Origin of the sequence: Rhodococcus marinonascens NBRC 14363, assembly GCF_001894885.1 — a bacterium.
In the GTDB taxonomy this organism is placed as follows: domain Bacteria; phylum Actinomycetota; class Actinomycetes; order Mycobacteriales; family Mycobacteriaceae; genus Rhodococcus_F; species Rhodococcus_F marinonascens.
Genome location: NZ_BCXB01000037.1, coordinates 1 through 26544 on the forward strand (window position 1 = coordinate 1; position 26544 = coordinate 26544).

Below are 26544 nucleotides of genomic sequence, written 5' to 3' on the forward strand. Positions count from 1 at the left end.
TAAGGGGACGCGGCCCGAGACGCCGGGCATACTCGATCGCTTCCACCAGGGACGGTGACGTCGCCGCGAACACCCAGTCCTCGATGTCCCCCGCCGCGTATCGCGTGAGCACCTCCTGAACCGTGATGCCGTCGAACGGGAGTCCGCGGTACACGACGCCCTCCGCCTTCGTCGGCGCCTTCGACCACGCGATCAGTTGGCCCCGCGGTAGCGTGCTGCTTGGTAGTCGGCCGACTCGTACTTGATCGTCGACCGCAACTCCCGGACGCACGTTACCGATGCAAGGCCGTCCAACAACTTCAAGCGCGAGCAACAGTAAACCGATCCCCCACCGCCGATCATCTCGGAATCTGCCGGAGGATCGAAACATCATTGGGCACTATCGGATTGGTACTCGAGTACATCGAAACCAATGCAGGCCCAGCCCGGATGCTCACCTCAACTGCCTCTAGTCTCGCGCGGTTGTACTCGATCATCGTCGCAACGAACTGCGCCAGTTCGATGTCGAGTTCGAGTTCACCTTTTGGGGCGGACATGATTCGTCAGGTGATCACCCGCCGGCGGCTTCTTCACCCAACTCCACGCTCCTCGACTGCAAACGAACGGGCCCTGATCCTGAAAGTACCTAGCATTTCAACTATTTTGTCAGATGCGGGATTGATTGCCGCGGTTGACAAGTGAGGAAGTTCACAATACTCTCCGATGCACATTCCGCGATCGAAATACTCAGTATACATCTCCTACGAACAATCGCTGCCCCCAGGTGAATCCGGTCGGCAACCCCTGTCGACACTTCGGATGGAATCTCGGGACCCGTTTCGCCGCAGGCCAGTTCAGCCAGAGTTGATTCTAGAGAGAAGGTAATATGAAGGTAACAGCTCGTTCTCGGATCATTGCCGGGGTCGCCGGGTTTGCTGTGGTCGGCGGCGTCGCCGGTGTCGGCGCCATGTCGTACACACAACCCCCACTGAGCACGATGGCACCGGAGATACAACTTGCAGGGTTCGCCGGGGATCTCGGCGACTATCTGTTCCCCGGCGTCGGACAGGCCGCTGTCGACGCCGCCACTCAGGCCAACGAGACCGGCGACCCCACGGGAGCCTTCGTCGGGCAATTCCCCAACCTGATCAGCCCTACGCTCTCGGTTGTGAGCTACTTCCTGCCATGGGATCCGATAGCCCTCTACGGCTCTTTCATTGCAGTCGAGCAAGCCCTGAATACGGGCGAGCTTTTCCCGAGTGGCCTTACCAACCCCGGCCATGACGTTGCGACCCTCAGCGCCGCAGACGTCGGAAAGCTTGCCAAAAACCTGAACACCGTAGACAGCAACCTTCGCAGTGCCGGCATCGACATCAACAACCTCGACCCTGGCAAAGTGGCCAGCGTGCAGTCCATCCTGGACTCGATCGGCGCCAAATTCAATATCCAGTCTGCCATCGACGAGGTGAATTTTGCACAAGACGCCCTCAGAGCCCAGCCGCTCCAAGCGACCCCCGCAGGGGACGGACTCGGGGTTCCTGGCAGCTATCGGACGACGGGACCAACTGGAAGTCAGAATTGCGCCTGGACGCGAACTGACAACTTCGGGAACGTTCTCGAGCGAGGAGATAGCCCCACTTCGAACACAGTGACGATTCGATCGAAGTACGACGGATTCACAACAAGCAACTGTGCACAGTGGAATCCCGTCAGCTTGGGCAGCCCCGATTCTGCCGCGCCGACGATTTCTGGGGAGAACTTCACGGGCGCGGTAGGAGTCGATCTCCAACCTGGGTCGTATGTCACCAAGGGCTCGAGCGATGGAAAGAAGCGCTGCCTCTGGTCTCGCCAGGACAGTTCTGGGAATACCTTCAATTCGGGAACGTCACTCGCAGGTCAGGTCACGGTAACAATCGAACCTACGGACGGGAAGTTTCAATCCTTGGGCTGTGCTGACTGGACGCCCCTCAGCCAGTAGCGGCGCTTTCAACTGGTCGTCGAAAGACGGCTCGGCTCGGTTGGGGTCAGTAGACCACGCACAACGCTCGGCTGGATATCCCAGCCGAGCGTTCTGCGTGGACGGCCGCCCCAATTCCTGGGCGACGTGCTCGAGATCCTCCGAGCCGTACACGGACAGATCGGTGCTCTTCGGGAAGTACTGGCGGAGTCGCCCGTTGGTGTTCTCGTTCGATCCCGTTGCCACGGCGAGGGACGACTGGTGCGTGTGGGGCGGCGTGGCGGGTCATAGAGTGGGCCGAATACTGTGACAGTAGGCGCGCAGGGCGGGCCGAATCGAGGAGGAACCAAACGATGAGTGGACGTACCCCCAGTCGGCGCACCTCCAGCCAGCGCACCTCCAGTCAGCGCACCTCCAGTCAGCGCACCTCCAGTCAGTGGGAGGAGATCACTGCCGCCAACCCTGCCCATTCCACCTGGTACGTGGAACGGTTCCGGGCGATGGCAGCCGCAGGCCAGGACGTAGTCGGGGAGGCCCGTCTGGTCGACTCGATGCTCGGCCGCGGCGGACGGGTCCTCGACGCGGGGTGCGGGCCGGGGCGCCTGGGCGGCTATCTACACGACGCCGGTCACGTCGTGGTCGGCGTCGATGTCGATCCCGTACTGATCGCGGCGGCCGAGGAGGACCATCCTGGCCCGACCTGGCTCGTCGGTGATCTCGCCGAACTGGACCTGCCTGCCCGCGGAGTGGCAGCCGACTTCGACGTCATCGTGTGCGCGGGCAACGTGATGACCTTCCTGGCACCGTCCACCCGGGAGTCGGTGCTGTCCGGGTTCACCCGTCATCTCGCCCCGACCGGCCGCGTGGTCGTGGGATTCGGTGCCGACAGGGGCTACGAGTTCCCACAGTTCCTCGCCGACGCCACGGCCAACGGCCTCTCAGTGGATCTGATGCTCTCGACGTGGGATCTGCACCCATTCACTAACGATTCCGACTTTCTGGTGGCGGTGTTTTCACTCGAAGGCCCGAGCGATGATTCGAGCACGAATCTCGCTCGCTGAAGTACGCGATGCAGCCGCAATCTCGTTCTCCGGAGTCCATTGGTATCCGATACAACTCATTCCGGGAACTCCACGCCGACGTCCTCGGGCGTCTTGTCGTCCCGGAGGCCGCGCCAGCTGGGGTGACGCAACCGCCCGCCCGCAGTCCATTCCATGAACCGCACCTCCCCCACCAGTGTGGGAGTCACCCACACTGCACCCTTGCGATCGGCGGTGGGCACGGCGCCGGCGAACGGGTCGGTCTCGGTTTCGAGCGGGTACAGGATTGATGCGAGATCCTGCAGACCACGTTGGGTGAATCCGGTTCCGACCCGACCGACGTATCTCAGCCCACCGTCCGCGGGTGTGCCGACCATAGGTATGCCGAGCAGTAACGACCCGATGCCGTCCGCCCGTACGCCCCCGCCCCTGCGCCACCCGCCGATCACGACCTCCTGTGTGCGCCAGTTCTTCACCTTGATCCAGTTCGACCCGCGCTTGCCCGGCAGATACACCGAGTCGCGGCGCTTGGCGACGACGCCTTCCCACCCCTTGCCACGGCTGAAAGCCAGCGCCTCCTGCGCGGACCCGTGCAGTTGCGGTGGAACGACGAGGCCGTCCACCTTGGCCGCCAACGCCTCGAGAACCCGGCGCCGGTCGGTGTACTTCTTGCGCAACAACGACACACCGTCCAGATACAGCACGTCGAAAGCCAGGAAGTGTGGCTCGTCACCTTGCTGCAACAGGCCGAAGTCCGTGACACCCTGCTCACCGAACGCGACCACCTCGCCGTCGAGAACCACCTCGTGATCCTCGAGAGCGTCTGCCAGCCAGCCTAATTGCGCATAGTCGCCCGTCTTGTCGTTTCCTGACCGGCTCGTCAACCGCAGGTGCCCTTCGCTGATCTCGGCGATCACCCTGACGCCGTCCCACTTCCCTTCGAACGCCCATTCGTCGGAGTCCAGTCCGTCGAGGGTGCCCGGACTCGCCAGCATGGGCGAAAGTCCACGCGGTAGATCCCACGACTCGGGCCCGCCAATGGTCTGATTCTTCATCAAGTGCATCAGCCACTGGTCGCCCTTGGTGCGGATCAGCGCGAAACGGCCACTTATCTTTTCACCGTGCAACCGGACGATCACCTCGTCGTCCCGCCACTTCTCGGTGTAATAGGTTCCCGCGTCCCAGATCGTCATCACGCCGCCGCCGTACTCACCCTTCGGGATGGTTCCGGCGAACGTGAGGTACTCCAGCGGATGGTCTTCGGTGTGCACGGCCAGTCGGTTCTCCGCCGTCGTCGTCGGCACATTCTTGGGCACCGCCCACGACGCGAGAACCCCGCCGCGTTCGAGTCGAAGGTCGTAGTGAAGTCGCCGCGCATGATGTTCCTGGATGACGAATCTGGTGCCCTCCCTCGACGGCACAGTGCCCGGCATCGGTTCGGGCGTGCGTTCGGGGTCACGCTTGCGCCGATACTCGGCGAGGGTGGCGCCGCCTTCCCACTGCCGGTCTAGGCCGGACAGGTAGTCGCCGGCCGACTCCCACCGTTCCAGAACTTCCTCGAACCGCAACTGACGCAGGCCGGGATCGTCGAGTTCGTCCCAGGTCCGCGGCGCCGCGACCCAGGGTTGGGAGCGGCCGCGCAACGAATACGGCGCGATGGTCGTCTTCGACGGGTTGTTCTGGCTCCAATCGACGAACACCTTGCCCACGCGCGCGGCCTTCGGCATTCTCGCGGTGACCAGTTCGGGCCGCAGCGACTCGAGTCCTGTCGCCACCTGCTTCGCGACGGTCGACGCGCCCGAACCCTCCAGCTTCCGGTCAAGGGGCACGTACAGATGAATGCCCTTGCTACCGCTGGTAACCGGGTACACAGTCCAGCCGAGACTCGCGACGAGATCTCGCACCGCCCGCGCCACCTCTGCACACTCGGACAGCCCCGCTCCCGGGCCGGGGTCCAGGTCGAAGACGATCCGGGTGGCGGGTCCGCGTCCCGACCCGTCGAAGCGCCACTGCGGCACATGCAGTTCGAGGGCGGCCTGCTGCCCCGCCCAGGCGAGGGCCGCGACGGAGTTCAGGAGGGGGTACTGCACCGACCGATCCGCGTGCTCGACGGCACGGCGCTCGAGCCACTCGGGCGCCGAGGACGCCAGGTTTTTCTCGAAGAACGGCTCACTGTTCACTCCGTTGGGCCACCGTTTTCGCGTGGCGGCACGGTCGGCGACGTGCGGGAGCATGGCGGGCGCGATCCGCGTGTAGTAATCGATCACCTCGCCCTTCGTCGTGCCCGACTCCGGGTAGAGGACCTTGCCGAGGTTGGTCACGGAAAGTCGATGTCCGTCGATCGTGACCTGCCGGTTTCCCGCCGCCATGCGCACCTCCCGCCGCCAATACATACATATTGTGCGCCGCGAGGCGTCCTTTTCTGGCCGTATCGCTACCCGTCAGGTGACTCATACAATTCGACGAACGTCCGTAGGGACTTCTCGATGTCGCCCTTCAGCGCCCTAGCGACACTCGAGCCGATGGGTCCGAACAGGGGTGCGCCACCCAATTCGATGGTGAAGGCCACCTCGGACGCGTCGCCTTTTGCCGTGACCTTGAGCGCCAGTCCGAGTTTTACGCCCCCCTTGCCGTCGCCCTTCAAAACGATGCGGTTCGGGGCGTCGTACTCCTTGATCGTCCACTTCACGCGGTTGCGCAAACCCTTGACGGTCACGACCGAACTGATGACAGTACCCACCGTCAGCGTCTCCGGGAGTTCGTCGCGCCAGCCGTCGTGGACCACCAACCATTTGTCGAAGTCCTGCAGATTCGAGGCTCTGTCCCAGGTGTCCTGCACGCTGAGTAGGACGTCGGTCTTGACCGTGAGTTTCGCCATTGGGGCAGCCTAGAGCAGTGAGTGGCAAAGTACGCTCGGAGCGTCTCTGCCACTCACCTGGGGGCCACTCACCTGGGGGCCACTCACCTGGGGGCCACTCGCCTGGGACTCAGTGCGAGACGGCCTTCTCCACACCGACACCGGTGAGCGAACGAACCTCCATCTCGGCCTGCTTCGCGGGATCCTCCGTCTTGCGGCGGCCGATGTACGTGCCCACGATGCCAAGGATGAATGCCAGCGGTATCGAGACGATTCCGGGATTGGCGAGCGGGAAGAAGTCGAAGTCCGCATTCGGGAACATCGACGTGCTCGTGCCGGATACGGCCGGAGACAACGCGATCAGCACCAGACAGGTGATCAGACCGCCGTAGATGCTGAACAGCGCACCAGTGGTGTTGAACTTCTTCCAGAACAGCGAGTACAGCAACGTCGGCAGGTTCGCCGACGCGGCGACGGCGAATGCCAGTGCCACCAGGAAGGCGATGTTCTGCCCCATCGCGAGGATGCCGAGGACGATCGACACGAGTCCGATCACGACCACGGTGATGCGGGAAACCCGCACTTGCGCTTCTTCCGAAGCATTTCCGCGCTTGATGACGCTCGCATAGATGTCATGAGCGAACGACGCAGACGCCGTGATCGCCAGACCCGCCACCACCGCGAGGATGGTCGCGAACGCGACCGCGGAGATGATCGCGAGGAAGACGGTGCCGCCGAGTTCGAACGCAAGCAATGGGGCGGCCGAGTTCTGTCCGCCAGGTGCATCGAGAATGGCGTCTGGGCCGACCATCTTGGCGGCGCCGTAGCCGAGGACCAGCGTGAACAGGTAGAACGCACCGATCAGTCCGATCGCCCAGGTGACTGAGCGGCGGGCTTCCTTTGCGGTGGGGACCGTGTAGAACCGCATCAGCACGTGCGGGAGACCTGCGGTGCCGAGAACCAGCGCGATGCCGAGCGAGATGAAGTCGAGCTTGCTCATCGCACTGATGCCGTATTTGGCACCGGGAGCGAGCATGTCGCGGCCGGCGATGGCCTCGTTCGCGCTGCCGGCGACCGTCGCCTGTGCATCGGCGAGCAGCTGGGAGAAGTTACCGCGCACCGCGAACAGAACGAGGAAGAACATGATGCCGGCGCCGACCACGAGCAGCACAGCCTTGACCATCTGGACGTAGGTCGTGCCCTTCATACCGCCGACGAGCACGTACGCGATCATCAGCACACCGACGACAGCGACGACGACGGACTGGCCAGCCTTGCTGTCGATGTCCAGGAGCAGGGCGACGAGTCCACCCGCGCCCGCCATCTGCGCGAGCAGGTAGAACAGAGATACGACCAGGGTGGACAGCGCCGCCGCCATCCGCACAGGACGCTGCTTCAACCGGAAACTCAGCACGTCCGCCATCGTGAACCGGCCTGTATTGCGCAACAGCTCGGCGACCAGCATCAGGGCCACAAGCCAGGCGACGAGGAAGCCGATGGAGTACAGGAATCCGTCATAGCCGTACACCGCGATCGCACCGGCGATACCGAGGAAGGATGCCGCCGACAGGTAGTCGCCGGCGATGGCGAAACCGTTCTGCGGGCCGGAGAATTGGCCGCCGCCGGTGTAGAAGTCGGAGGCCTTCGTGGTGGTCCGACTCGCACGGATCACGATAGCCATCGTGATCACTACGAAGGCGGCGAAAATGCCGATATTGAGAAGCGGGTTTCCGACGTTGGTACCGGCCGCGAGCGTGGTTATCACTTGACGGGTCCTTCCAGTTCTTCGCGGATCGCACCGGCACGGGGGTCGAGTTCACGGTTGGCGAACTTGACGTAGAGGGCGGTGATCGCGAACGTCGTCGCGAACTGTCCCAAGCCCAGGATGATCCCGAGATTGATGTTGCCGATCACTTTGATCGCCATGAAGTCCGGCGCGTATGTGGCCAGCAGAACGTAGGTCGCGTACCACGTGAGGAAGAACGCCGTCATGGGAAAGACGAAGCTGCGCAGTCGGTGTCGCAACTCCTGGAACTCCGGGCTCGCCTGCATGTCTACGAAGGCTTGCGCATCCGGGGCGCGCCGCTGTGGCGGCGCACCTTCGGTGAGATCGACTGTGGTCACTGCAGACTCCTTGGTCGCTTGTGAGGTGAACTGGAGGCTGACCCTAATGAGAGGTGAGTCATCTATGTGGCGCATTTGCGCCCGTTGCACGGCGAGCTGCCGGGCTGTGCGCCGAACGGTCGGTCGACGGCGACAAGCGGCTCTACGGACCATGTTGGGTCAGCGCGTGCAGCAATTCGTCGTGTACTTACGTGCGCGGAACTATCTTGCGCGAAGATCCCCCGCACGACCGTTGCGGAGCTCCCCCTCGCGGTCAGCGCCCACACCGAGACGCTCGGGGGCGTGCATGCGAGTAAAGATCCGACCGAGATCGGCGGGGATCTGATTCTTGGTCACCCTGCTGACCAGGACCATCGTAAGGAAGGCGAGGGGAACGCTGACGGCAGCCGGGTAGGCGACCATCGCCGCAGGCCAGCCATTCCCCACGTCGTCGGTGAAACCGACCAGTACCGAGACTCCGGCCGCCGACCCGGACACGAGACCTCCGGCAATCATGCCTGCCGCCGCGCCCGCAGCTGTGAGCCCGCGCCACCAGATGCCGAGCACCAGCAACGGGCACAGGGTCGACGCCGCGACCGCGAACACCAGTCCTACGGACCGTGACAGGTCCAGCGACGTCACCGCCAGCGACAGCCCCACCGGCACCGCCCCGGCCAGGACCGCCGCCATCCGGAAGTCCCGGATCCGCCCAGACAGGACATCGGTGCTGAGTACTCCGGCGATGCTCACGAGAAGGCCGGACGACGTGGACAGAAACGCCGCGATGGCCCCGGACGCGACGAGCGCGGCGAGGAGTTGCCCGCCCCATCCGGAGAACACCGAACCGGGCAGCAGCAGAACCGCGGCATCGGATGTGCCGGTGATGAGCAATTGCGGCACGTACAACCGTGCGAACACCCCGAGCAATGTCGGGAACAGGTAGAACAGCCCGAGCAGTCCGATGACGGCCAGCGACGTCAGCCGCGCGGTCCGCCCATCGGGGTTCGTGTAAAACCGGACGAGCACGTGTGGCAGACCGAGCGTGCCGAGGAAGGTGGCGAGGATCAGCGAATACACCTGGTACATCGGGTGCTGCCCCCCGAATCCCCAACCGGGAGCGATCCAGTCGGAGTTGTCGGCGGGGGCGCCCGCGACGACGGGAACGGGGGCGCCCGCCTCCAATATCATCGACGCGCCCTTGCCGAGGTGATGCTCACCCGGTTCGAGTCGGATCTCGCCGCCGGTGTCGACTCCGTCGATCGTTCCCGACCCTGTGACGGTCACCGGCGCGGACACCTGCACAACGACGTCGGTAGTGATGGCGACGGTGGTCTTCTCGCTCACGGTGGGCGGTGCGGCTGAGCCCATCTCGGGATGATCGGCGAAGAAGTACACCGACAGCGTCAGGGCAGGGATCGCGATTGCGGTGAGTTTGAGCCAGTACTGGAACGCTTGGACGAACGTGATGGACCGCATCCCGCCGCCGACCACATTCGCGATCACGATGAGCCCGACGATCGCCGCCCCGACCCAACTCGGCACACCGAGAAGGATATTCAGGGTCAACCCCGCCCCCTGGAGTTGCGGGACGAGGTACAGCACACACACTGTGGCGACGACGAGCATGGACAGGGTGCGCAACCGGGCGGAGGCGAGCCTGAATTCGGCGAAGTCGGGCACTGTATACGCCCCGGACCGCCTGAGCGGCGCCGCAACGAACAGCAGCAATCCGAGGTAGCCGGCCGTGAACCCGATCGGGTACCAGAGGGCGTCTGCGCCGTACTTGGCGATCAGTCCGGCCACGCCGAGGAAGGATGCAGCCGAGAGGTATTCACCGGAGATTGCAGCGGCGTTCCACCGGGCGCCGACACTGCGCGAGGCCACGAGAAAGTCGGAGGTGGTGCGCGCCAACCGCACTCCGTAGATGCCGATGGTCACTGTCACGACGGCGGCCGCGCCCAGAGCCGCCAGGGTCAGCCAGGGAATGGGTTGATCTGTACTCACGGTGCCATCAGTCATCCACCAGATCGGCGAATTCCTGCTCGTTGCGCTCAGCCTGCCGGATGTAGATCCATCCGGTGGTGAGCAGCACCGGATACACGAGCACGCCGAGTACCACCCACGGCAGCCGTATCCCCAGAATCGACACGTCCGAAAGCGCCGGGAAAAGGAAGGTCACCAGCGGAACGGGACACAGCAGGCACGCCGCGAGCAACGCAAGCCGGATCGCCAACCCGAGTTGGGTGCGCACGAGACCGCGGATCATCGCGTCCCCGACCTCGGTCTGCTCCTGGACCTCGACCCGGGTGCGGACGATGCGTGCGCCACGGCGCCGCGCCAGCACGACGCGTTCACGCTGAGGTGTGCGCACCGGCGAACTCATCGCGCGGTCCACGACTGCTTGGGAGCTCGGACCAATCTGTCCTTGAGCATCCGGGTATGCCGACGGCTGACCGGAAGTTCTATTGGCGGGTGGCCGCCCCGGGCGCGCAGGCACACGACAAGTCCATTGCCGACCGTCCGGATTCCGGTGACCAGCTGCATTGCCACAAGATGGGAGCGATGGACCCGCAGGAACCCTGCATCTGCCCACCGCTTCTCGAGCGCCGAGATCGGAATGCGTACGAGGTGGGAGCCGTCCGAAGTGTGCAGTCGTGCGTAGTCGCCGTCGGCCTCCACCCACTCGACCGAGGACCGGGGCACGAGGGTGGTGGCGCCACCGAGCTCGACAGGAATGACCTCGTCTGCCATCGCACCCAAAGCCGGGTTGACGCCCCCGCGGTTCCGGCCCGGGCGGCTACGGCCCTCACGGTTCCCGACCTCGCGGATGCGCCGGACAGACTCGGCGATCCGCTCCCGGCGCAGGGGTTTGAGAAGGTAGTCGACGGCGCCGAGGTCGAATGCGGCGACCGCCCGGTCGTCGTGGGCGGTCACGAACACGACCAGCGGCGGTGAGGCGAAGTTCGACAGTATCCCGGCGAGTTCGAGACCGTCGAGTCCGGGCATGTTGATGTCGAGGAAGACCGCGTCGATGTTGTCGTCCTGCAAGATGCGCAGGGCAGCGGTCGCATCGCTCGCGTGCCGGATCTCGCCGACCGTGTCCTGTGCGCGCAGCAGGAACGCCAACTCGTCGAGAGCGGGCTTTTCGTCGTCGACCGCCAGCAGGGTCAGCGGGGCATCCGTGGCGGTCGGTCTGGGGGCAAGGTTGTCGATGTGGTTCACAGCGGGAGCAATGGTCGCACAGACCCGCCTCATTTACGGAGTGATCCCTCGCCTGAATTTCGGGATCCGCATGATTACCTTCGTCCCGGCGCTGGGTGCGGTCTCCACGACGAGTCCGTAGTCGTTGCCGAACGCAGCGCGCAGCCGGTCGTCGACGTTGGCGAGTCCGACGTGCGCCGCCTCCTTCACTCCTGACGACTCGGAGACCGAATCCAGGGACCCCGATCGCAGTAAGTCGGGGTCTATTCCGACCCCGTCGTCCTCGACGCTGATGACACAATCGGTGCCCTCGTCGACTGCGACGATGCTGACCGTTCCTCCGTCCGGTTTGCCGGAGACACCGTGCCGGACCGCATTCTCGACCAGCGGTTGAAGCGCCAGGAACGGCAGCACCACGTTGAGCACCTCGGGCGCGACCTGTAGTTTCACTCCGAGAGAATCGCCGAACCTGGCCCGTTCGAGCGTGAGGTACCGGTCGATGTTGCGCAGCTCGTCGGCCAGCAGGGTGTACTCCCCCGCCGAACGGAACGAGTAGCGAGTGAAGTCGGCGAATTCGAGGACCAGTTCCCGAGCGCGGTCGGGATCGGTTCGGACGAACGACGCGACCGTGTTCAGTGCGTTGTATATGAAGTGGGGGCTGATCTGTGCACGCAATGCCCGAACCTCCGCGCGGTCGAGTCGGGCGCGGGAGTCGTCGAGGTCGGCGAGTTCGATCTGGCTTTGCGCGTACCCGGCCACTTCGGTGACGGCGCCAAGCATGCCCGGGCCCGGGTCCTCCGTGGTGACCATGCCCAGCACACCGACGACCCCCGTAGCCTCGACCAGCAGCGGCTGGGCGATCAACGCTCGCACCGCGTGATCGCCGACTCCGCGGACGAGACCGCCGTAGGCGACGAGCACGCGGCGTTCACCGGCGACCGCACGGGCGGCCGCATCACGAAGTTGCTCGGTCATCGCATCGTGTGGACCGCTCCAGGCCAGCAGGTCGCCGGCGGCGTCGAAGACCGCCAGAGCCTGCGCCCCGGTCAACGCACGCAGATGCGGCGCCGCCTCCTGCGCGGACACCTCGCCGAGACCGCGCCGCAACGGTCGCGCAGCCAGCGACGCCGTGTGCAGCGCCGCATGAACGGCCCGCTCGGTGGGCGTCGTCAGCTCTCGCCTGGCGCGTAGCCACACCGCGGTGAGCGCAACGACAGGAACCAGGGCGGCCAACGCGAACACGGCAACGACTGTTCCGGTCATTCGCCGATGTTCGGATCGGCTTCGCTCACCGGGTTTCCCCCTGCCCACAGTTATCGGGGGCGGGCACACCGGAGAAGCGGTCGGCGATCCACTGCACCGCTCCGGGCACAGCGCGCCTGTCTGCGTGGCCTTCCGCGGGATGTGATTCGAATTCGATGACGTCGCCGAGCGCGCATGCCTTGTTCACCGCATTCGAAGTCCATTGCGGCAAAATAAGGTTGTCCCGTTCCCCCACGACGACGAGCATCGGACCCGCTGCCCCTGTCTTGGGCAGCGCGATGTCCTCGAGCCAGCCCTTCATTCGCTCAGCGGCGGCCTCCGTCTGCGGACCCGTGTCGGAAGGGGCGAGTTGGGTTGCGATGGTGAACTTCTCGGAGAGTTTCGCCGAAAGACACGACAGAGTCACAGTCGGATTGTCCGCCAGCGCACCGCGCATGTAGTCGTCGGAGTTCAGTTCGGGATGCAGCACCTGCAGCCCTTCGAGCAGATAGGGAAGGAGCATCTTCTGCGGCAGCGACAGCTGATCCGCGGTCCCGTCCGACACGATTCCCGACAGATCGGCCGCGGGCGAGAGATTCGCCGACCCCACGAATTCGAGACCGTCGCCGTACTCGTCCGCGTGTTCGGCCGCCGACCAGGAAGCCTGACCACCCTGCGAGATCCCGATCGCCGCCCACCTCGTCGACGCCTCGGGAACGACGTTGCGCGCAGCCCGGACCGCGTCGATGAGATCGTAGGCCGCGCTGTTCGGCTCGAGGTATGGGTGTGGGCCGCCGGTACCGAGGCCCTGGTAGTCGCTGACCGTCACGACGTAGCCCTGTTGAAGCAGTGGCGCCACTACGCTCGTCGTACCCAGCAAGGTCGGCGAGGACGACGGCGCGCACTCGTCGGTGACACCGGTGGTGCCGTGCCCCACAGTCACGACCGGCCAGCCCCCCTCAGGCGCGGTCCCGGTCGGAGTGAACACGGTACCCACCACCTCGGAGCCGCTTCCGTCGACACCGGAGGTCGAACGGTAGACGACGCGGGTGGCCGTCGCGCCGAGCGCGGTGATCGCTGCGTCGATACCGGGCACCGGGTTCTGACTGGTGACAGCGCCTCGTTGGTCGCCGATGGGTGCCGCGGAAACGGCTGGGGCGGCCACCGAAACCCCCGCGGGCGGGCTCATGGTGGCCCCTTCCGTGCCGCACGCCGTCAAAGCAACGACGCCCGCGAAGGCAACCACGGCCGGTCGCACAGAACGCACCCTCATCTCATACCTCATTCTCGATGTCTCTGCACCCGCTCCTCGGCTGCTGCCTCTTCCAAATCAAGGCCCTCCAACACGCTACGCATCACTTCGTCGTCCAGTCCGCCCGCGTCGCGTGCGGCGATCAACGCCTCTCGTTGAGCACGCAAGACCGCTTGACGGTAGTGATCGAACATTGCACCCATCCGCCGACGCTCGGCCGCGTCACCAGCCTCCTCTGCCTGAAGTCGCGCCCACATCGACCGTTGCACCCGGGTGAGGATGTATGCCGCATCGTCGCGCTCGATTCCCTCCGGCGGATGCTCCGCGAATTTTGCCAACTCCCTTTCGCCCGCGTCACGCGAAATCCGTCGGGCCAGCTTTACCTGCATCTGTTCGCGCTGCCGTTCGAGAGGATCCGCCAGGTCGAGGGACCGAATGAGGAAGGGCATCGTGGCGCCCTGAATCAGCAGGGTGCCCACTGCCACCACGAAGGCAACAGCCTGGATCACCTCCCGCCCGGGAAACGGCTCCCCGCTCGCGACCGCGACGGGCACACCGGACGCTGCGGCCAGCGTGACCACCCCGCGCATCCCCGCCCACGACACGACAAGGCTCTCGCGCCACCCGAGTTCCGCAGATCTACCCGATTTGCCCGATTTCTTGATCACGAGACCGTATCGACGTCGGAACCAGTGCAATAGGACCCACACCGGCCGAACCCCCATGACGACCGCGAGAACGGCGAACCCATAGAAGAAGATGTGGTTCACCGGCAATCCCACGTCGCGAACGTCCTGGATCACGAACCTCAGTTGGAGTCCCATATAGGCGAACACGAACATCTCGAGCAAGAGGTCGACGCTCTCCCACAGCGAACGCTCCTGAATCCGAGTGGGCACCGACGCGTCGGTGGCCCTGTGCCCCATCAGGAACCCGGCGGCGACCACTGACAACACGCCGGACGCGGACACCTCCTCCGCGGCGAGGTAGGCCGCGAACGGGAGCATCAGCCCCAACACCGTTTCCAGCGGTGAGTCGTACATGCGGCGGCGCACCCACCCGACGATCGTCGCGAGCACCAGGCCGATCAGCACTCCGCCGACCACTTCGTAGAAAAAGAACGCCGCGGAGCCAACCGGCATCCTCGTGCCGACGACGGCGGAGACGGCCACTGCAAACAGGGTCAGAGCGGTGGCGTCGTTGACCAGACCCTCACCCGTGAGAATCGCGAGCACACGGTTGGGTAACCCGAGCCTTCGGCCCACAGCGACGGCACTGACCGCGTCCGTCGGAGCGACGACGGCCCCGAGAACGAGCGCCGCACCGAGCGTGAACTCCGGCACCAGCCAGTTCGAGAAGAAAGCCACCGCAACGGCGGTCACCAGGACGGTGAATACCCCCAGGCGCAGGATCGGGGCTAGGTGACGCCTAAACGTCGCGACCGAGAACTTCAATGCCGCGGAATACAGCAGGGGCGGCAAAACCACGCCCAGGATGACTTCGGGATGCAATTCGAGGCGCGGCAGCGCCGGGATGAACGACGCGGCCGACCCGATTGCCACGAGCACGAGTGGTGCCTGTAGATCGCGGCGCTTCGCAAGACTGGTCACAGCAATTGCCGCGATGATCACGAGAAGCACCAGAACGCCGTTCACCGTTCCGATTGTGCCGTGTCCACCTGAGACCGGTCGTCAGAGCAAGAGGGCCGTCCGGCCCCGGTGGGACTACCGGCGCCGGCATGTCATCCGTACGAGGTGTTCACTCCGGGGAAGAACGGCCTTCTTCGTCGCTTCGGCAGCTCTGCCGATCTGACGCCGCCCACCGCAACGGTCGGGACCGTGGCGACATTCGACATCAGCGCATGCGGCTCCACAAGTGCCGGTGCCAGCCGCGGCAACCCGTTCCCGAACCGTTCCCTGTTTATGAGCCGAAGTCGAAGCACAGCGATCCGGAGCATCCTTCGATGGCGATCACCGATACCGAATCCGAATTGATGTCGGTGACGTCGGCACGGGACCCGTCCGGGGCGATCACCACGCCGTGGGAAACCCCCGACGGTGTCGTCGGCGGTCTCGATCACCGACAGTGAACCGTCGCTGAAGTTGGTCACGTAGACACGGGATCCGTCCGGGGTTGCCGCCACCCCCTCCGGACCGACCCCGACCGTCACGGTACGGACCACGGTGTTGGTCGCTGTTTCGATCACCGACACCGAATCATCGCCACTGTTGGCGACGTAGGCGTGGGATCCGTCGGGAGTGACCGCCACCTTCTCCGGACTGCTCCCGACCCGGACCGTAGCGGACGCGGTGTTCGATGCTGTTTCGATCACCGACAGCGAATCGTCATGAAAGTTCGTGACGTAGACCCGGGTCCCGTCCAGGGTGACCGCCACCCCGTTTGGGCCGAATCCGACGCGGATGTTATCGACAACGGTATCCGCTGCCGCGGTCACCGCGCCCATCTCGGCGATCCCAACCGTCACCGCGACCGTGGCTGCCAACCCTGAGAACAGACGCGCAGTGCGCCGCCTGCCCGTGGGCCACCTGCGAAAACCACTGTGCCGGTTCGTATTCGTCTCCTGCTTCGGTGGAGAACCCCGAATCAAACCATCTCTGTGGGAGGAACGTGCGGCCGCAATCGAACTCAGCTCATCGGACGCTAGCAGCCGGATTTCGATCTCGACCCGATATCCACCGATACGCCCCGAGCACTCGAGAGGATCGGCGGCCATGACGCCATCACATTCGTAGCGCGGACACCACACCGCCGATGCCCGCATTCGCGAATTGATTCGAAATCAACGACGCCGCCACCCGATCCATCGGGTGGCGGCGTCATATGACTAGGGCCGTGCGGCTACGCAGAGCGGGTGTCGGCTGCCTGCGCTTCCGGTGCTCCTACCGGTTCAAGAGCCGAAGCACAGCGATCCGGTGCACTTGGCGTTGTCGATGTCGATCACCGATACCGTAGCGTCATTGTTGTTGGTGACATAGGCCCTGGATCCGTCCGGGTCGACCGCCACTCCCTCGGGACCGTCCCCGACGTCGAGGACTTCGACGACGGTGTTGGTGGCTGTATCAATCACCGACACCGAATCGTCTTTGAAAGCGGTGACGTAGACCCGGGATCCGTCCGGGGTGACCGCCACCCCGAGCGGGCCGTCTCCGACCGCGCCGATCTCGGTCACGGTGTTGGTGGCCGTGTCGATCACCGACACCGAATCATCATCGTTGTTGGTGACGTACACCCGGTTTCCGTCCGGCGTGACCGCCACTCCTTCCGGACTGTCCCCGACCGTCACCGTACCGGCGACGGTATTGGTGGCGGTGTCGATCACCGACACCGAATCGTCACGGCTGTTGGCGACGTACACCTGGGTTCCGTCCGGCGTGACCGCCAGATCGATCGGCCCCTCACCGACCATGTCGATATCGACTGCGCTGTTGGTGGCGGTGTCGATCACCGACACCGAATCGTCACCGCGGTTGGTGACGTACACCTGGGTTCCGTCCGGCGTGACCGCCACACCGATCGGGTCGTCTCCGACCGTGACGGTATCGGCCACTTTGTTCGTGGCTGTATCTATCACCGCCACCGAATCGCCGCGGTTGGTGACGTACATCCGGGTTCCGTCCGCGCTCACCGCGACCCCAACCGCCCCCGCACCGACCGGGATGGTGTCGACGACTGTGTTTGTGGCGGTCTCGATCACCGAAACCGAATCGTTGTCGATAGTAGCGACATACACCCGAGTCCCGTCCACACTCACCGCCACACCAACAGGGTCGGCCCCGAGAGAAACGGGGTCCATGACGGTATCCGCATCCGCCGTCGCCGCCCCCGTTCCGGCCATACCAATCGCCAGTGCGACAGTGGCTGTCGCCCCGAAAAGGAGGCGCGTAGCGCGCCCCCTGGCCGTGGGATAGCCGCCGATACTACTGTGTCGATTCACATGCGTCTCCAGTCTTACGAGGAACAAGCCGGATCAAGATTCACCCTGGGAAAGTTGGCGGACGAAGATGAACACCAAACAACCCACCGGAGGCTAACAGCCGAACCCCGATCCCGACCCCGAATCGACCGAAAACCCCCACGAACCACCGGGTCACATGAATCGAACACTGTAGCAGTATCTTTGGCCATTGATGCCACGGCGTAGGCTGCACCGCAGATACATCGGATCGATGTCTCCATGGGCGACACGTGGCACCTCGAGGCCACGAACCGGCTGAAAAAGCGGCACGGATCTCAGCTGAACATGCTGCCCGCACCCGAGCCGCTGCCCGTGAGCGAACCGAAGTCGAAGCACAACGAGCCGGTGCATCTGTCGACGGCGATCACCGACACCGTGCCGGCCACTTGGTTGGCGACATAGACGCGGAAACCGTCCGGACTCACCGCCACCCCCCGCGGGCTGTCCCCCACCGCGACGGTGTCGATCACGGTGTCGCCGGAGGTCTCGATCACCGACACCGAACCGTCAAGCTCATTGGTGATGTAGACGCGGGAGCCGTCCGGGCTCACCGCCACCCCCCGCGGGCCGGTCCCGACCGTGACGGTACCAACCACCGTGTTCCCGAAAGTGTCGATCACCGACACCGAACCGGCCGAAGCGTTGGCGACGTAGACGCGGGAACCGTCCGGGCTCACCGCCACCCCCCGCGGGCCGATACCGACCGTGACGGTATCGACCACGGCGTTCGTGCCGGTGTCGATCACCGACACCGAACCGGCCGAACCGTTGGTGACATAGACGCGGGAACCGTCCGGGCTCACCGCCACCCCCCGCGGGCTGTTCCCGACCATGACGGTCGCGACCACGGTGTTTCCGAAGGTCTCGATCACCGACACCGAATCGACCGAAGCGTTGACGACGTAGACGCGGGATCCGTCCGGGGTCACCGCCACCCCCTGCGGGCTGTCCCCAACCGAAACGGTGCCGACCACGGTGTTTCCGAAGGTCTCGATCACCGACACCGAATCCACACCATTCTCGGTCACATAGACGCGGGATCCGTCCGGGGTCACCGCCACCCCGACCGGGCTGCCCCCGACCATAATCGTGTCGACCACGGTGTCCGTGCCGGTGTCGATCACCGACACCGAATCGTCGACGGTGTTGGCGACGTACACGTGGGAACCGTCGGGGGTCACCGCCACCCCGGACGGAAAGACCCCGACGTCAACGGTGGCGATGACGGTATCCGCCGCTGCAGTCCCCACTCCCGTCCCGGCCATGCCGAGCACCATCGCACAAGTAGCTACCAGCCCGAGCGCCATACGTCGAGAGCGCTCTATGGCCGTTGAGTAACCGTGGAAACTGCTGTGGTGATTCACATTCTTCTCCTGCCCCAGAAGAACAAAACGGATCAACCTTGCGGTGACGATGACCGGCGACCGTATCCCGACACCGGCTCAGGAAAGGCTAACAACGGGAATCTCTATATCGGCCCAGGACTCGCCAAAGCACTTTCAGCCATAAGACTCAGTGCACGCCGGGCAGATCCCCCGGCGCGGCGAACAACCGGCGATGCTCACCGTGCATCCTGCCCGTCACCCACCACCCGATTTCGACGAGAATCACGCCGACGAGTCCGCAGGCTAGCGCGGACGTCGTGGCACCGATGTTGGTCGGATCCAGTTTGAAGAACTCGCGTGTGGCCGGCAACGCGAAGAGGATCAGGTACGCCCCGGCGGAGCCGGAGATGAGTACCAGTTTCCACCACGTGTACGGTCGCGCGACGACGGCGAGCACCCACAGCGCAATCATGATGAGCGTGATCAACGCGGAGGTGCCGGCCTGGACCTTCTGGGTCTCAGTCTGCTCCGGTCCCGCGTAGGCCAGAAGATACGAAACGAACGTCATCACGCCGATGATGACGCCCGACGGAATGGCGAGCCTCATCACGCGCGGCACGAAACCCGCCCGGGCACGTTCGTTGTTCGGGGCCAGCGAGAGGATGAGCGCGGGGATGCCGATCGTGAACCAGGCGGCCATCGTGACGTGCCGCGGCAGGAACGGATACGGCAGCGCCTCGACATGGAAGATCTGCGACAACACACCGGAGATGCCGATGAGGAACGCCAGCAACACGGAGTACACCGTCTTGGTGAGGAAGAGGTTCGAGACGCGCTCGATATTGCCGATCACCCGCCGACCCTCACCCACCACGTAAGGCAATGTCGAAAACTTGTTGTCCAGCAATACGATCTGAGCGACGGCGCGGGTCGCGGGGCTGCCCGAGCCCATCGACACACCGATGTCGGCATCCTTGAGTGCAAGGACATCGTTGACGCCGTCCCCCGTCATGGCGACGGTGTGTCCTCGAGACTGCAAAGCCCCCACCATTTCCCGCTTCTGGTCGGGGCTCACCCGACCGAAGGTGGTGGACTTGTCCAGGGTCTCAGCCAGCGCGTCGCGATCGGCGGGTAGTTCACGGGCATCGACGGGACGGTCGCCGCCCGGCAGCCCGAGCGATCCTGCCACCGCACCGACCGACCGGGCGTTGTCACCCGAGATGACCTTCACCTTCACGTTCTGGCTCGCAAAGTATTCGAGGGTGTCGTGGGCATCCAGACGCACCCGTTGCTCCAGGATCACAAGCGCACGGGGGGTGATCGTTCCCGGCGCACCGGGGTCGTCGACCGGCACGTTGCAGCTTCCGAGTAGCAGCACCCGCAGTCCCGACGAGCCCAACTCCTCTGCCTGCCGAGCCGTGTCGCTCCCCGGATCGAGCAGCACGTCAGGTGCGCCGAGTACCCAATTGCCGTGGGCACCGTAAGACTGTCCGCTCCACTTCCTGGCCGAGGAGAACGGCGCCTCCGCGCTCGCTACTCCCCATCCGGGGTCATCCGGAAACGCCTCCTTGATCGCCAAGACACTGGCATTCGGACGAGGGTCGGACGCCGCCATCGCGGCGAGTGCCGCGCGCGACAATTCGGCGTCCCCAACTGCAGCGCAGCGTAACTCGGAAAGTCGCATACCGCTCTCGGTGAGCGTACCGGTCTTGTCCGCGCACACGACGTCGACCCGCGCGAGTCCCTCGATGGCGGGTAACTCCTGCACGAGGCACTGACGTCGGCCGAGCCGGACCACCCCGACCGCGAATGCAATCGACGTCATCAGCACCAGACCCTCGGGGACCATCGGCACGAGCGCGGCCACCATGCCGCTCAAAGCCGGCCCCAACGACTCACCGCTCGAGAACAACTGGTTGTAGATGATGAGCAGACCCGCCGGGATCATCAGATACGTAATGAACTTCAGGATTTTGTCGATACCGCTGCGCAGTTCGGAGTGCACGAGGGTGAACTTGCTGGCCTCGTCCCCGAGTTTCGCAGCGTACGCATCGCGACCTACCTTCGTGGCCCGGTACCAACCGCTGCCGGATGCGACGAAACTTCCCGACAACACCTGATCGCCCCTGCTCTTGCGCACGGGATCAGCCTCACCGGTCAGGAGGGATTCATCGATATCGAGAGACATCGCCTCCACCACCGCACCGTCCACCACGATCTGATCGCCCGCACCGAGTTCGATGATGTCGTCGAGCACAACCTCCTGAGGTCCCATCGAGACGGTGACCCCGTCCCGGCGCACCACCGGTTTGGTCTGACTGACGATCGCGAGCTTGTCGAGGGTCCGCTTGGCCCGCACTTCCTGGATGATCCCGATACCGCTGTTGGCAATGATCAGCAGGCCGAACATGCCGTCGATGATCGAACCGGTCGCCAGCACGATGACGAGGAGGACTCCGAGGATCGCGTTGATCCGGGTGAACACGTTGGCGCGCACGATGTCGCGCACCGACCGAGTAGCCCGATCCGGCACGTCGTTGGTCTGGCCTGCAGCAACCCTCTCGGCTACCTGGCCGGCCGTCAATCCGTCCAACTCGAGGACTGTACCGCTGTCAGCACAGGTTTCGTCGAAGGCCATGGTCAAAGGCTACGCAACGAACCGACCGCCTCGATGGATACGCGCCGACTCACCCGAGTGAGGTCCACCATGATGTCTGCGCCGACGGTTTCAGCACGTCGATTCGTTGCCCGGGCATAGGCACCGCAACCGGCGTGCCCTTCGCCTCCGCTGCCGCGATGAGTCGGATAATCGGCTCCGACCAAGCATGGAAGGCGAGATTGAACGTCGCCCAGTGCACGGGCATCAGCAGTCCCGAATCGGCCTCGCCGCCTTCCAGATCGGTGTGGGTCTGCACCGCCTCTTCCGGGTTCATGTGGATGTCGGGCCACCGTGGGTCGTAGGCGCCGACGGGCAGGAGCGTGAGGTCGAACGGACCGTACCGACGACCCAGATCCTGGAACCGCGTCGTGTATCCGCTGTCGCCACCGAAGAACACCTTCCGGCTCGGTCCGGCGAGCACCCACGATGCCCACTGGGTGGTATTGCGCACAAGTCCTCTGCCGGAGAAGTGCCTTGCCTCGGTGCACGTGAGCGTCAGTTCCCCGACCTTGGTGGATTCGTCCCAGTCGAGTTCCACGATCCGCTCCTCCGGCACCCGCCACATTCGCAGGTGGGCCCCCAGGCCCACCGGAACGACAAACAGAGCCTTCTGGGTAGCCGCGAGTTGCTGCACCGTTGCCATGTCGAGGTGGTCGTAATGGTCATGGGAAATGACGATGGTGTCCAACACCGGCAGGTCGGACAGCGGTAGGGGAATCGGGTGCATGCGGGATGGACCGAGGATCGCGGACGGCGACACCCGCCGACTCCACACGGGGTCGGTCAGTACCCGGTACCCGTCAACTTCGACGAGCACGCTCGAGTGGCCATACCAGGTGGCCGCGACTTCGGCGGCCTCGACTGGCGCCAGAGGTGTGGCGAGCGGAATCGGCTTGCGCGGGCGTCCGGCTTTACCGCGAGTGATCAACGCCTTGACGATTCCGGTCTCCGCTTCAGGCAAGAACGTACTACTCGGATCGGTGTTGTGGAACTGGCCGCCGCGGTAGCGCGGCGACATCGCGGCGTACGGGCGCACCTTCGCGGGCGAGGCACCGATCTGCGTGGGCAGCCCCCACGCGGCCCGCGCCAGCCACCCGAGGGGGACCGTAGCCAGAACAGTCTTCACAAGGCTCTTCACACTCACCCCGACAATGTACCCACGCGCAACGCAGCCACGCGCAACGCAACCCCACGCAACGCAACCACGGTCGGGGAACGGGTCTGTCAGCCGCTACCGGCCTCGGAAGACCGGCGGGCGATTCTCCGCACGCGCCGTGCGCGCTTCCTGCGCGTCGTAGCTCTTCCACGCCGCATGCAACGCGGCAAGTTGCTCGGGCGGCGGCGGACTCTGAGCGTCATCGTCGTTGAGGACCATCTTGAGATGTTGCAGCGACAGCGGCGCCAAGCACGCGATCGAATGCGCCCACCGTTGGGCGACCGCGAGGTCTCCGAGTCTGTTCGCGAGACCGTGGAACAGCGCCTCGTCGGCCCCGACCTCCTCCGCACCGAGCAGGATCGTTCGGGCCGGTCCACCACCGATCAGCGCTGCCAGACGGTGCACGGTCCAACGGTCGACGGAAATGCCGAGCTTGGCGGCAGGGATGGCGAAACGCCCTTCTGGAGCCACCACACGCAGGTCTGCGGCGAGCGCTAGCGCGCTGCCGGCACCGATGGCCGGGCCGTTGATCGCTGCGATCACGGGAACGGGCACCGAATCGATGGTGTGCAACATCTCGAACAGAGTGTCGGTGAATCCATCGGCATACACATCGCCCGACAGATCGGCGCCGGCACAGAAGGCACTGCCCTGACCTGTGAGAACGATCACCCTCGCGCCGTCGGTGACGGACTTGTCAGTCTGCTCACGCACGAGTTCGCAGATCTCGGTGTTCAACGCATTTCGACAGTCGGGGCGTTGCAGTTCGATGGTGAAGACGTCACCGTCACGACTCGTCCCGATCATGTCCACTCGCTTCCGTCTCGATTGCTTTCCTCTGGACATTCTTCCCGCCCACCCACTTGACAACCGATAGCCAACCACATAGAGACTCCAAGCGGGCACCGGAACACCGGAACACCGGAACACCGGAGGCTCGTCGATGGTTGTGAGGGTGGAGGTGAGGACGACAATGTACAGCGACGTCGATGTGGCCGTGATCGGTGCGGGACAGGCCGGACTGTCTGCGGCATACTATCTGCGCAGATTCGGTGTGGAACCGGAGTCCGGATTCGTCGTTGTCGACCATGCGCCCGGCCCCGGCGGCGCCTGGCAGTTTCGCTGGCCGTCACTGACGCTGAGCACGGTCAATGGAGTGCACGATCTTCCTGGACTCGGCTTCGCCGCGGCAGTCGGCTTGGATACGAGCGATCCGCAGACAGGGCGGGTGCACGCGTCGAGTGCGGTTCCCGAATACTTCGCGACATACGAGAAGCAGTTCGAGTTGCCGGTACATCGCCCGGTGCACACACGGGTGGTCTGCGCACGCGATCAGCGATTGCGGATCGAGACCGACAACGGCATCGTCACGGCGCGCGGTCTGATCAATGCGACCGGCACCTGGGAACGCCCGTTCATTCCCAGCTATCCCGGCGCGGAATCGTTCACCGGGCGTCAACTGCACACCAAGGACTACTCCTCGGCCCAGGAATTTGCAGGGCAGCACGTTGTGGTCGTCGGCGGCGGAATCTCCGCGGTGCAGCTACTGGACGAGGTGTCCCGCGTCACCACCACTACCTGGGTCACGCGCCGTGAACCCGAGTTCCGCGACGAGCCCTTTGCACCTGAAATAGGGCGCGCTGCAGTCGCTCTCGTCGAGGACCGCGTTCGCCGCGGTCTGCCGCCGGGCTCGGTGGTGTCGGTCACTGGTCTGCCCGTGACACCGGCGATCCGCGCCGCCCGTGCACGCGGCGCGCTCGCACGACAACCGATGTTCAGCGAGATCACGACGGACGGCGTCCGTTGGGCCGACGGGCACGAAGAGAAGGCCGATGTAATTCTGTGGTGCACGGGCTTTCGCAGTTCGCTCGACCACCTTGCCCCGCTCCGACTCCGCGGGCCGGGCGGCGGGATCACGATGACGGGACGCCTTGCCACCCAGGTGATGTCGGATCCGCGAATCCATCTCGTGGGTTACGGCCCGTCGTCGTCGACGATCGGCGCGAACCGGGCCGGCCAGGCGGCGGCCCGGGAACTCACCCGCCATCTGGGCTTGGCAACCGGATCAGCGCGGTCTAAGGGATCAGCCTGGCGATGAACGCGGCCTGGTCGGACTCACCCTGGTACATACTGTCCACATGCCCGCCGGGGTACACCCGATAGTCGAGATCTGTTCCAGCCGAACGCATTTCGAAGACCATCTTCTCCGTCAGCGGAATCGGTACCGTGGTGTCGGTGACCCCCTGGGCGATCATCAACGGGCGGTCATATCCCGAGACCGGCACTTCGAGGTATTCGCGCAGCGCAGACTGCAACGCCGGTGTGTCGAGTGGCCGCGACAGCATCTGCGCCACCGACACATTCTGTGTCATGGTCACGAACTGCGCGTACGGCACTTCCGGGGCGGCGTCCAAGAACTGCTTCCCGACCGGAGTGAGGTAACTGTCGACGTCCAACTCCGGGTACGCGTCGCGGAACCCGGCCATCACAAACGACATGAACACGGTCAGGCCGTCGAGTCCTTGCGGCGGAAACAACGGACCGGCCCACTCCGACACCACCTCGATATTCGACGGCACCCCATTGGCAACCGCCCCCCGGTAGTCGAGTTCCGGCGCATACGTCGTCGCGGCGTGCGCTGCGAACACCGCGGCCTGCCCGCCCTCCGAAATCCCGACCGCCATCCACGTCGAGGCCAGATCGGCGTCGATCTCCCTGGCTGCCCGCACCGAATCGATGACGCTGCGTCCCGCGACCTTGCCGTCGAGATAGGGCGGCACTCCCGGCGTACCCAGGCCCACGTAGTCGGTGGCCGCGACAGCGTACCCACGTTGCAGCAAGCCGCTCACGTAGTCCCTGGACAATGAGTCGACACCCGTTACCGAGGGGGCCTCGGCGTCGGAGTTCCCGACCGTTCCATGAGCCCAGGCCATCACCGGCCAGCCACCTGCCGGTGGCGGACCCTGTGGCACTAACACCATCCCTGTGGACGGGGTGATCCCATGCCGATCGGTCGTGAGGTAGGTCATCCTGTACGCGGAACCGGTGCCAGGAAGCCACAACTGCATCGGCAACTGCGACGAGGCCACCAACTCGCCGGGGCGCAGGCCGATCCGTAGAGGATCTGCACCGACGGTGGGCGCCCACAGCATGCTGAACATTGCAAGGAACACCACACTGCGCCACAACCGCTGCATTTCTCCACCATAGCCACACGAGAGTTACTCGATGGCAACTCGAGTACTTGGGCGCTGCGGCCGCAGGGCCTCGTACGGCAGAATGTGGTGCATGGCGGAAATACCGGAGTGGGCCCGGCCGCTCGACCTCCTCCCACATCCGGAAGGCGGCTGGTACCGCGAGACGTGGCGCAGTGACCTCACAATTCCCGCGGCGAACCTGCCCGAGTATCCGGGACCGCGGTCGGCTGGCACGGCGATCCTGTTCCTGCTGATGCCGGGTCAGCAGTCTGCGTGGCACACAGTGCGCAGTGCCGAGATCTGGTTGTATCACCGAGGCAGCCCGTTGGTGCTCGAACTCGGCGGAGAGGGATCGAAACCCGTCTCCCCGACAGCTCAGATCCTCGGAACGGACGTCGCAGCCGGCGAGCAACCTCAACTAGTGGTCCCGCCTGGGCACTGGCAACGCGCAACACCCGAAGGCGACGAACCAACCCTCGTCAGTTGCGTCGTGGCGCCTGGCTTCGACTTCGCGGACTTCCGGTTGATCTAGGAACGTCGAAGACGCTTTCCGCCGTCTCAGAATGTGGACGTTTGTGTGTCATTTCGATAAATCCGGGT

At 64.7% G+C, this 26544-nt stretch carries 22 protein-coding genes and 1 pseudogene; 4 read left to right on the forward strand and 19 right to left on the reverse strand.

The window, feature by feature from the left end:
* A partial coding sequence (locus RM2_RS19700) for a hypothetical protein (RefSeq protein ID WP_139277846.1) occupies positions 1-271 on the reverse strand: 271 nt, incomplete at its 3' end.
* A 594-nt stretch (positions 272-865) separates the two neighbouring features.
* Between RM2_RS19700 and RM2_RS19710 the strand changes: the two genes are divergently transcribed.
* Positions 866-1957 carry an Rv1352/Rv1906c domain-containing protein gene (locus RM2_RS19710; RefSeq protein WP_072691223.1) on the forward strand — a complete coding sequence of 364 codons (1092 nt, stop codon included), beginning with the start codon at positions 866-868 and terminating at the stop codon, positions 1955-1957.
* Positions 1958-1965: 8 nt separating this feature from the next.
* Here the strand turns inward: RM2_RS19710 and RM2_RS19715 are convergent.
* Positions 1966-2187 (reverse strand): annotated as a pseudogene (locus RM2_RS19715) (transposase); the annotation flags it as partial.
* Between the two features lie 102 nt (positions 2188-2289).
* Here RM2_RS19715 and RM2_RS19720 point away from each other — a divergent pair.
* A complete protein-coding gene (locus RM2_RS19720) occupies positions 2290-2997 on the forward strand; it encodes a class I SAM-dependent methyltransferase (protein ID WP_084721893.1) in 708 nt (235 codons plus the stop codon).
* A 56-nt stretch (positions 2998-3053) separates the two neighbouring features.
* Here the strand turns inward: RM2_RS19720 and RM2_RS19725 are convergent, their stop codons facing one another.
* The 16 genes from RM2_RS19725 to RM2_RS19800 all read right to left on the reverse strand — a co-directional run bounded on the left by RM2_RS19725 (position 3054) and on the right by RM2_RS19800 (position 23554).
* On the reverse strand, positions 3054-5345 hold the full coding sequence (locus tag RM2_RS19725) for an ATP-dependent DNA ligase (protein WP_445009103.1): 2292 nt from the start codon (positions 5343-5345) through the stop codon (positions 3054-3056).
* 65 nt (positions 5346-5410) lie between these two features.
* Positions 5411-5854, reverse strand: coding sequence for a type II toxin-antitoxin system Rv0910 family toxin (locus tag RM2_RS19730; RefSeq protein ID WP_072691225.1), 444 nt, complete (start codon positions 5852-5854; stop codon positions 5411-5413).
* A 109-nt stretch (positions 5855-5963) separates the two neighbouring features.
* Positions 5964-7598 carry a monocarboxylic acid transporter gene (locus tag RM2_RS19735; protein ID WP_072691226.1) on the reverse strand — a complete coding sequence of 545 codons (1635 nt, stop codon included), beginning with the start codon at positions 7596-7598 and terminating at the stop codon, positions 5964-5966.
* A complete protein-coding gene (locus tag RM2_RS19740) occupies positions 7595-7957 on the reverse strand; it encodes a DUF485 domain-containing protein (protein WP_072691227.1) in 363 nt (120 codons plus the stop codon). The genes RM2_RS19735 and RM2_RS19740 overlap by 4 nt, the downstream gene beginning before the upstream one ends.
* A 201-nt stretch (positions 7958-8158) precedes the next feature.
* The gene (locus tag RM2_RS19745; RefSeq protein ID WP_084721896.1) at positions 8159-9940 is read right to left on the reverse strand and encodes a sodium/solute symporter; all 1782 of its coding nucleotides are present in this window, start codon (positions 9938-9940) and stop codon (positions 8159-8161) included.
* A 7-nt stretch (positions 9941-9947) separates the two neighbouring features.
* A complete protein-coding gene (locus RM2_RS19750; RefSeq protein WP_072691250.1) occupies positions 9948-10319 on the reverse strand; it encodes a hypothetical protein in 372 nt (123 codons plus the stop codon).
* Positions 10316-11149, reverse strand: coding sequence for a LytR/AlgR family response regulator transcription factor (locus tag RM2_RS19755; protein WP_373863366.1), 834 nt, complete (start codon positions 11147-11149; stop codon positions 10316-10318). The genes RM2_RS19750 and RM2_RS19755 overlap by 4 nt, the downstream gene beginning before the upstream one ends.
* A 42-nt stretch (positions 11150-11191) precedes the next feature.
* The gene (locus tag RM2_RS19760) at positions 11192-12400 is read right to left on the reverse strand and encodes a sensor histidine kinase (protein WP_072691229.1); all 1209 of its coding nucleotides are present in this window, start codon (positions 12398-12400) and stop codon (positions 11192-11194) included.
* Positions 12401-12425: 25 nt separating this feature from the next.
* Positions 12426-13652, reverse strand: coding sequence for a lipase family protein (locus tag RM2_RS19765; RefSeq protein WP_373863365.1), 1227 nt, complete (start codon positions 13650-13652; stop codon positions 12426-12428).
* 8 nt (positions 13653-13660) lie between these two features.
* Positions 13661-15286, reverse strand: coding sequence for a Na+/H+ antiporter (locus tag RM2_RS19770; RefSeq protein ID WP_072691231.1), 1626 nt, complete (start codon positions 15284-15286; stop codon positions 13661-13663).
* An 86-nt stretch (positions 15287-15372) separates the two neighbouring features.
* Entirely contained in the window at positions 15373-16134 is a 762-nt protein-coding gene (locus tag RM2_RS19775; RefSeq protein WP_218017247.1) for a YncE family protein, read from the reverse strand.
* Between the two features lie 405 nt (positions 16135-16539).
* Positions 16540-17586 carry a beta-propeller fold lactonase family protein gene (locus RM2_RS19780; protein WP_218017248.1) on the reverse strand — a complete coding sequence of 349 codons (1047 nt, stop codon included), beginning with the start codon at positions 17584-17586 and terminating at the stop codon, positions 16540-16542.
* Between the two features lie 296 nt (positions 17587-17882).
* Positions 17883-18971 carry a beta-propeller fold lactonase family protein gene (locus RM2_RS19785; RefSeq protein ID WP_245814055.1) on the reverse strand — a complete coding sequence of 363 codons (1089 nt, stop codon included), beginning with the start codon at positions 18969-18971 and terminating at the stop codon, positions 17883-17885.
* A 148-nt stretch (positions 18972-19119) separates the two neighbouring features.
* Positions 19120-21570: an HAD-IC family P-type ATPase gene (locus tag RM2_RS19790; RefSeq protein WP_072691235.1), complete on the reverse strand. Its 2451-nt coding sequence runs from the start codon at positions 21568-21570 to the stop codon at positions 19120-19122.
* 49 nt (positions 21571-21619) lie between these two features.
* Positions 21620-22735: an MBL fold metallo-hydrolase gene (locus tag RM2_RS19795; RefSeq protein WP_072691236.1), complete on the reverse strand. Its 1116-nt coding sequence runs from the start codon at positions 22733-22735 to the stop codon at positions 21620-21622.
* 87 nt (positions 22736-22822) lie between these two features.
* Complete coding sequence (locus tag RM2_RS19800) at positions 22823-23554, reverse strand: enoyl-CoA hydratase (RefSeq protein WP_072691251.1); 732 nt, start codon at positions 23552-23554, stop codon at positions 22823-22825.
* A 166-nt stretch (positions 23555-23720) separates the two neighbouring features.
* Between RM2_RS19800 and RM2_RS19805 the strand changes: the two genes are divergently transcribed.
* Positions 23721-24845 (forward strand): NAD(P)-binding domain-containing protein, encoded by a 1125-nt coding sequence (locus tag RM2_RS19805; protein ID WP_072691237.1) that lies wholly within the window; start codon positions 23721-23723, stop codon positions 24843-24845.
* Here the strand turns inward: RM2_RS19805 and RM2_RS19810 are convergent.
* Positions 24823-25944, reverse strand: coding sequence for a lipase family protein (locus RM2_RS19810; RefSeq protein ID WP_072691238.1), 1122 nt, complete (start codon positions 25942-25944; stop codon positions 24823-24825). The two genes, RM2_RS19805 and RM2_RS19810, sit on opposite strands and share 23 nt — an antisense overlap.
* Before the next feature lie 91 nt (positions 25945-26035).
* On the opposite strand from RM2_RS19810, the gene RM2_RS19815 reads away from it, so the two are divergent.
* Positions 26036-26476 (forward strand): cupin domain-containing protein, encoded by a 441-nt coding sequence (locus RM2_RS19815; RefSeq protein WP_072691239.1) that lies wholly within the window; start codon positions 26036-26038, stop codon positions 26474-26476.
* Positions 26477-26544 lie beyond the last annotated feature (68 nt).

Bases quoted from the DNA above. Each gene is read 5' to 3' on its own strand.
- RM2_RS19815 (WP_072691239.1), top strand. From the start codon at position 26,036: ATGGCGGAAATACCGGAGTGGGCCCGGCCGCTCGACCTCCTCCCACAT.
- RM2_RS19790 (WP_072691235.1), bottom strand. From the start codon at position 21,570: ATGGCCTTCGACGAAACCTGTGCTGACAGCGGTACAGTCCTCGAGTTG.
- RM2_RS19725 (WP_445009103.1), bottom strand. From the start codon at position 5,345: ATGGCGGCGGGAAACCGGCAGGTCACGATCGACGGACATCGACTTTCC.
- RM2_RS19805 (WP_072691237.1), top strand. From the start codon at position 23,721: ATGTACAGCGACGTCGATGTGGCCGTGATCGGTGCGGGACAGGCCGGA.
- RM2_RS19720 (WP_084721893.1), top strand. From the start codon at position 2,290: ATGAGTGGACGTACCCCCAGTCGGCGCACCTCCAGCCAGCGCACCTCC.
- RM2_RS19730 (WP_072691225.1), bottom strand. From the start codon at position 5,854: ATGGCGAAACTCACGGTCAAGACCGACGTCCTACTCAGCGTGCAGGAC.
- RM2_RS19760 (WP_072691229.1), bottom strand. From the start codon at position 12,400: ATGACCGGAACAGTCGTTGCCGTGTTCGCGTTGGCCGCCCTGGTTCCT.
- RM2_RS19765 (WP_373863365.1), bottom strand. From the start codon at position 13,652: ATGAGGGTGCGTTCTGTGCGACCGGCCGTGGTTGCCTTCGCGGGCGTC.
- RM2_RS19710 (WP_072691223.1), top strand. From the start codon at position 866: ATGAAGGTAACAGCTCGTTCTCGGATCATTGCCGGGGTCGCCGGGTTT.
- RM2_RS19750 (WP_072691250.1), bottom strand. From the start codon at position 10,319: ATGAGTTCGCCGGTGCGCACACCTCAGCGTGAACGCGTCGTGCTGGCG.
- RM2_RS19810 (WP_072691238.1), bottom strand. From the start codon at position 25,944: ATGCAGCGGTTGTGGCGCAGTGTGGTGTTCCTTGCAATGTTCAGCATG.
- RM2_RS19800 (WP_072691251.1), bottom strand. From the start codon at position 23,554: ATGATCGGGACGAGTCGTGACGGTGACGTCTTCACCATCGAACTGCAA.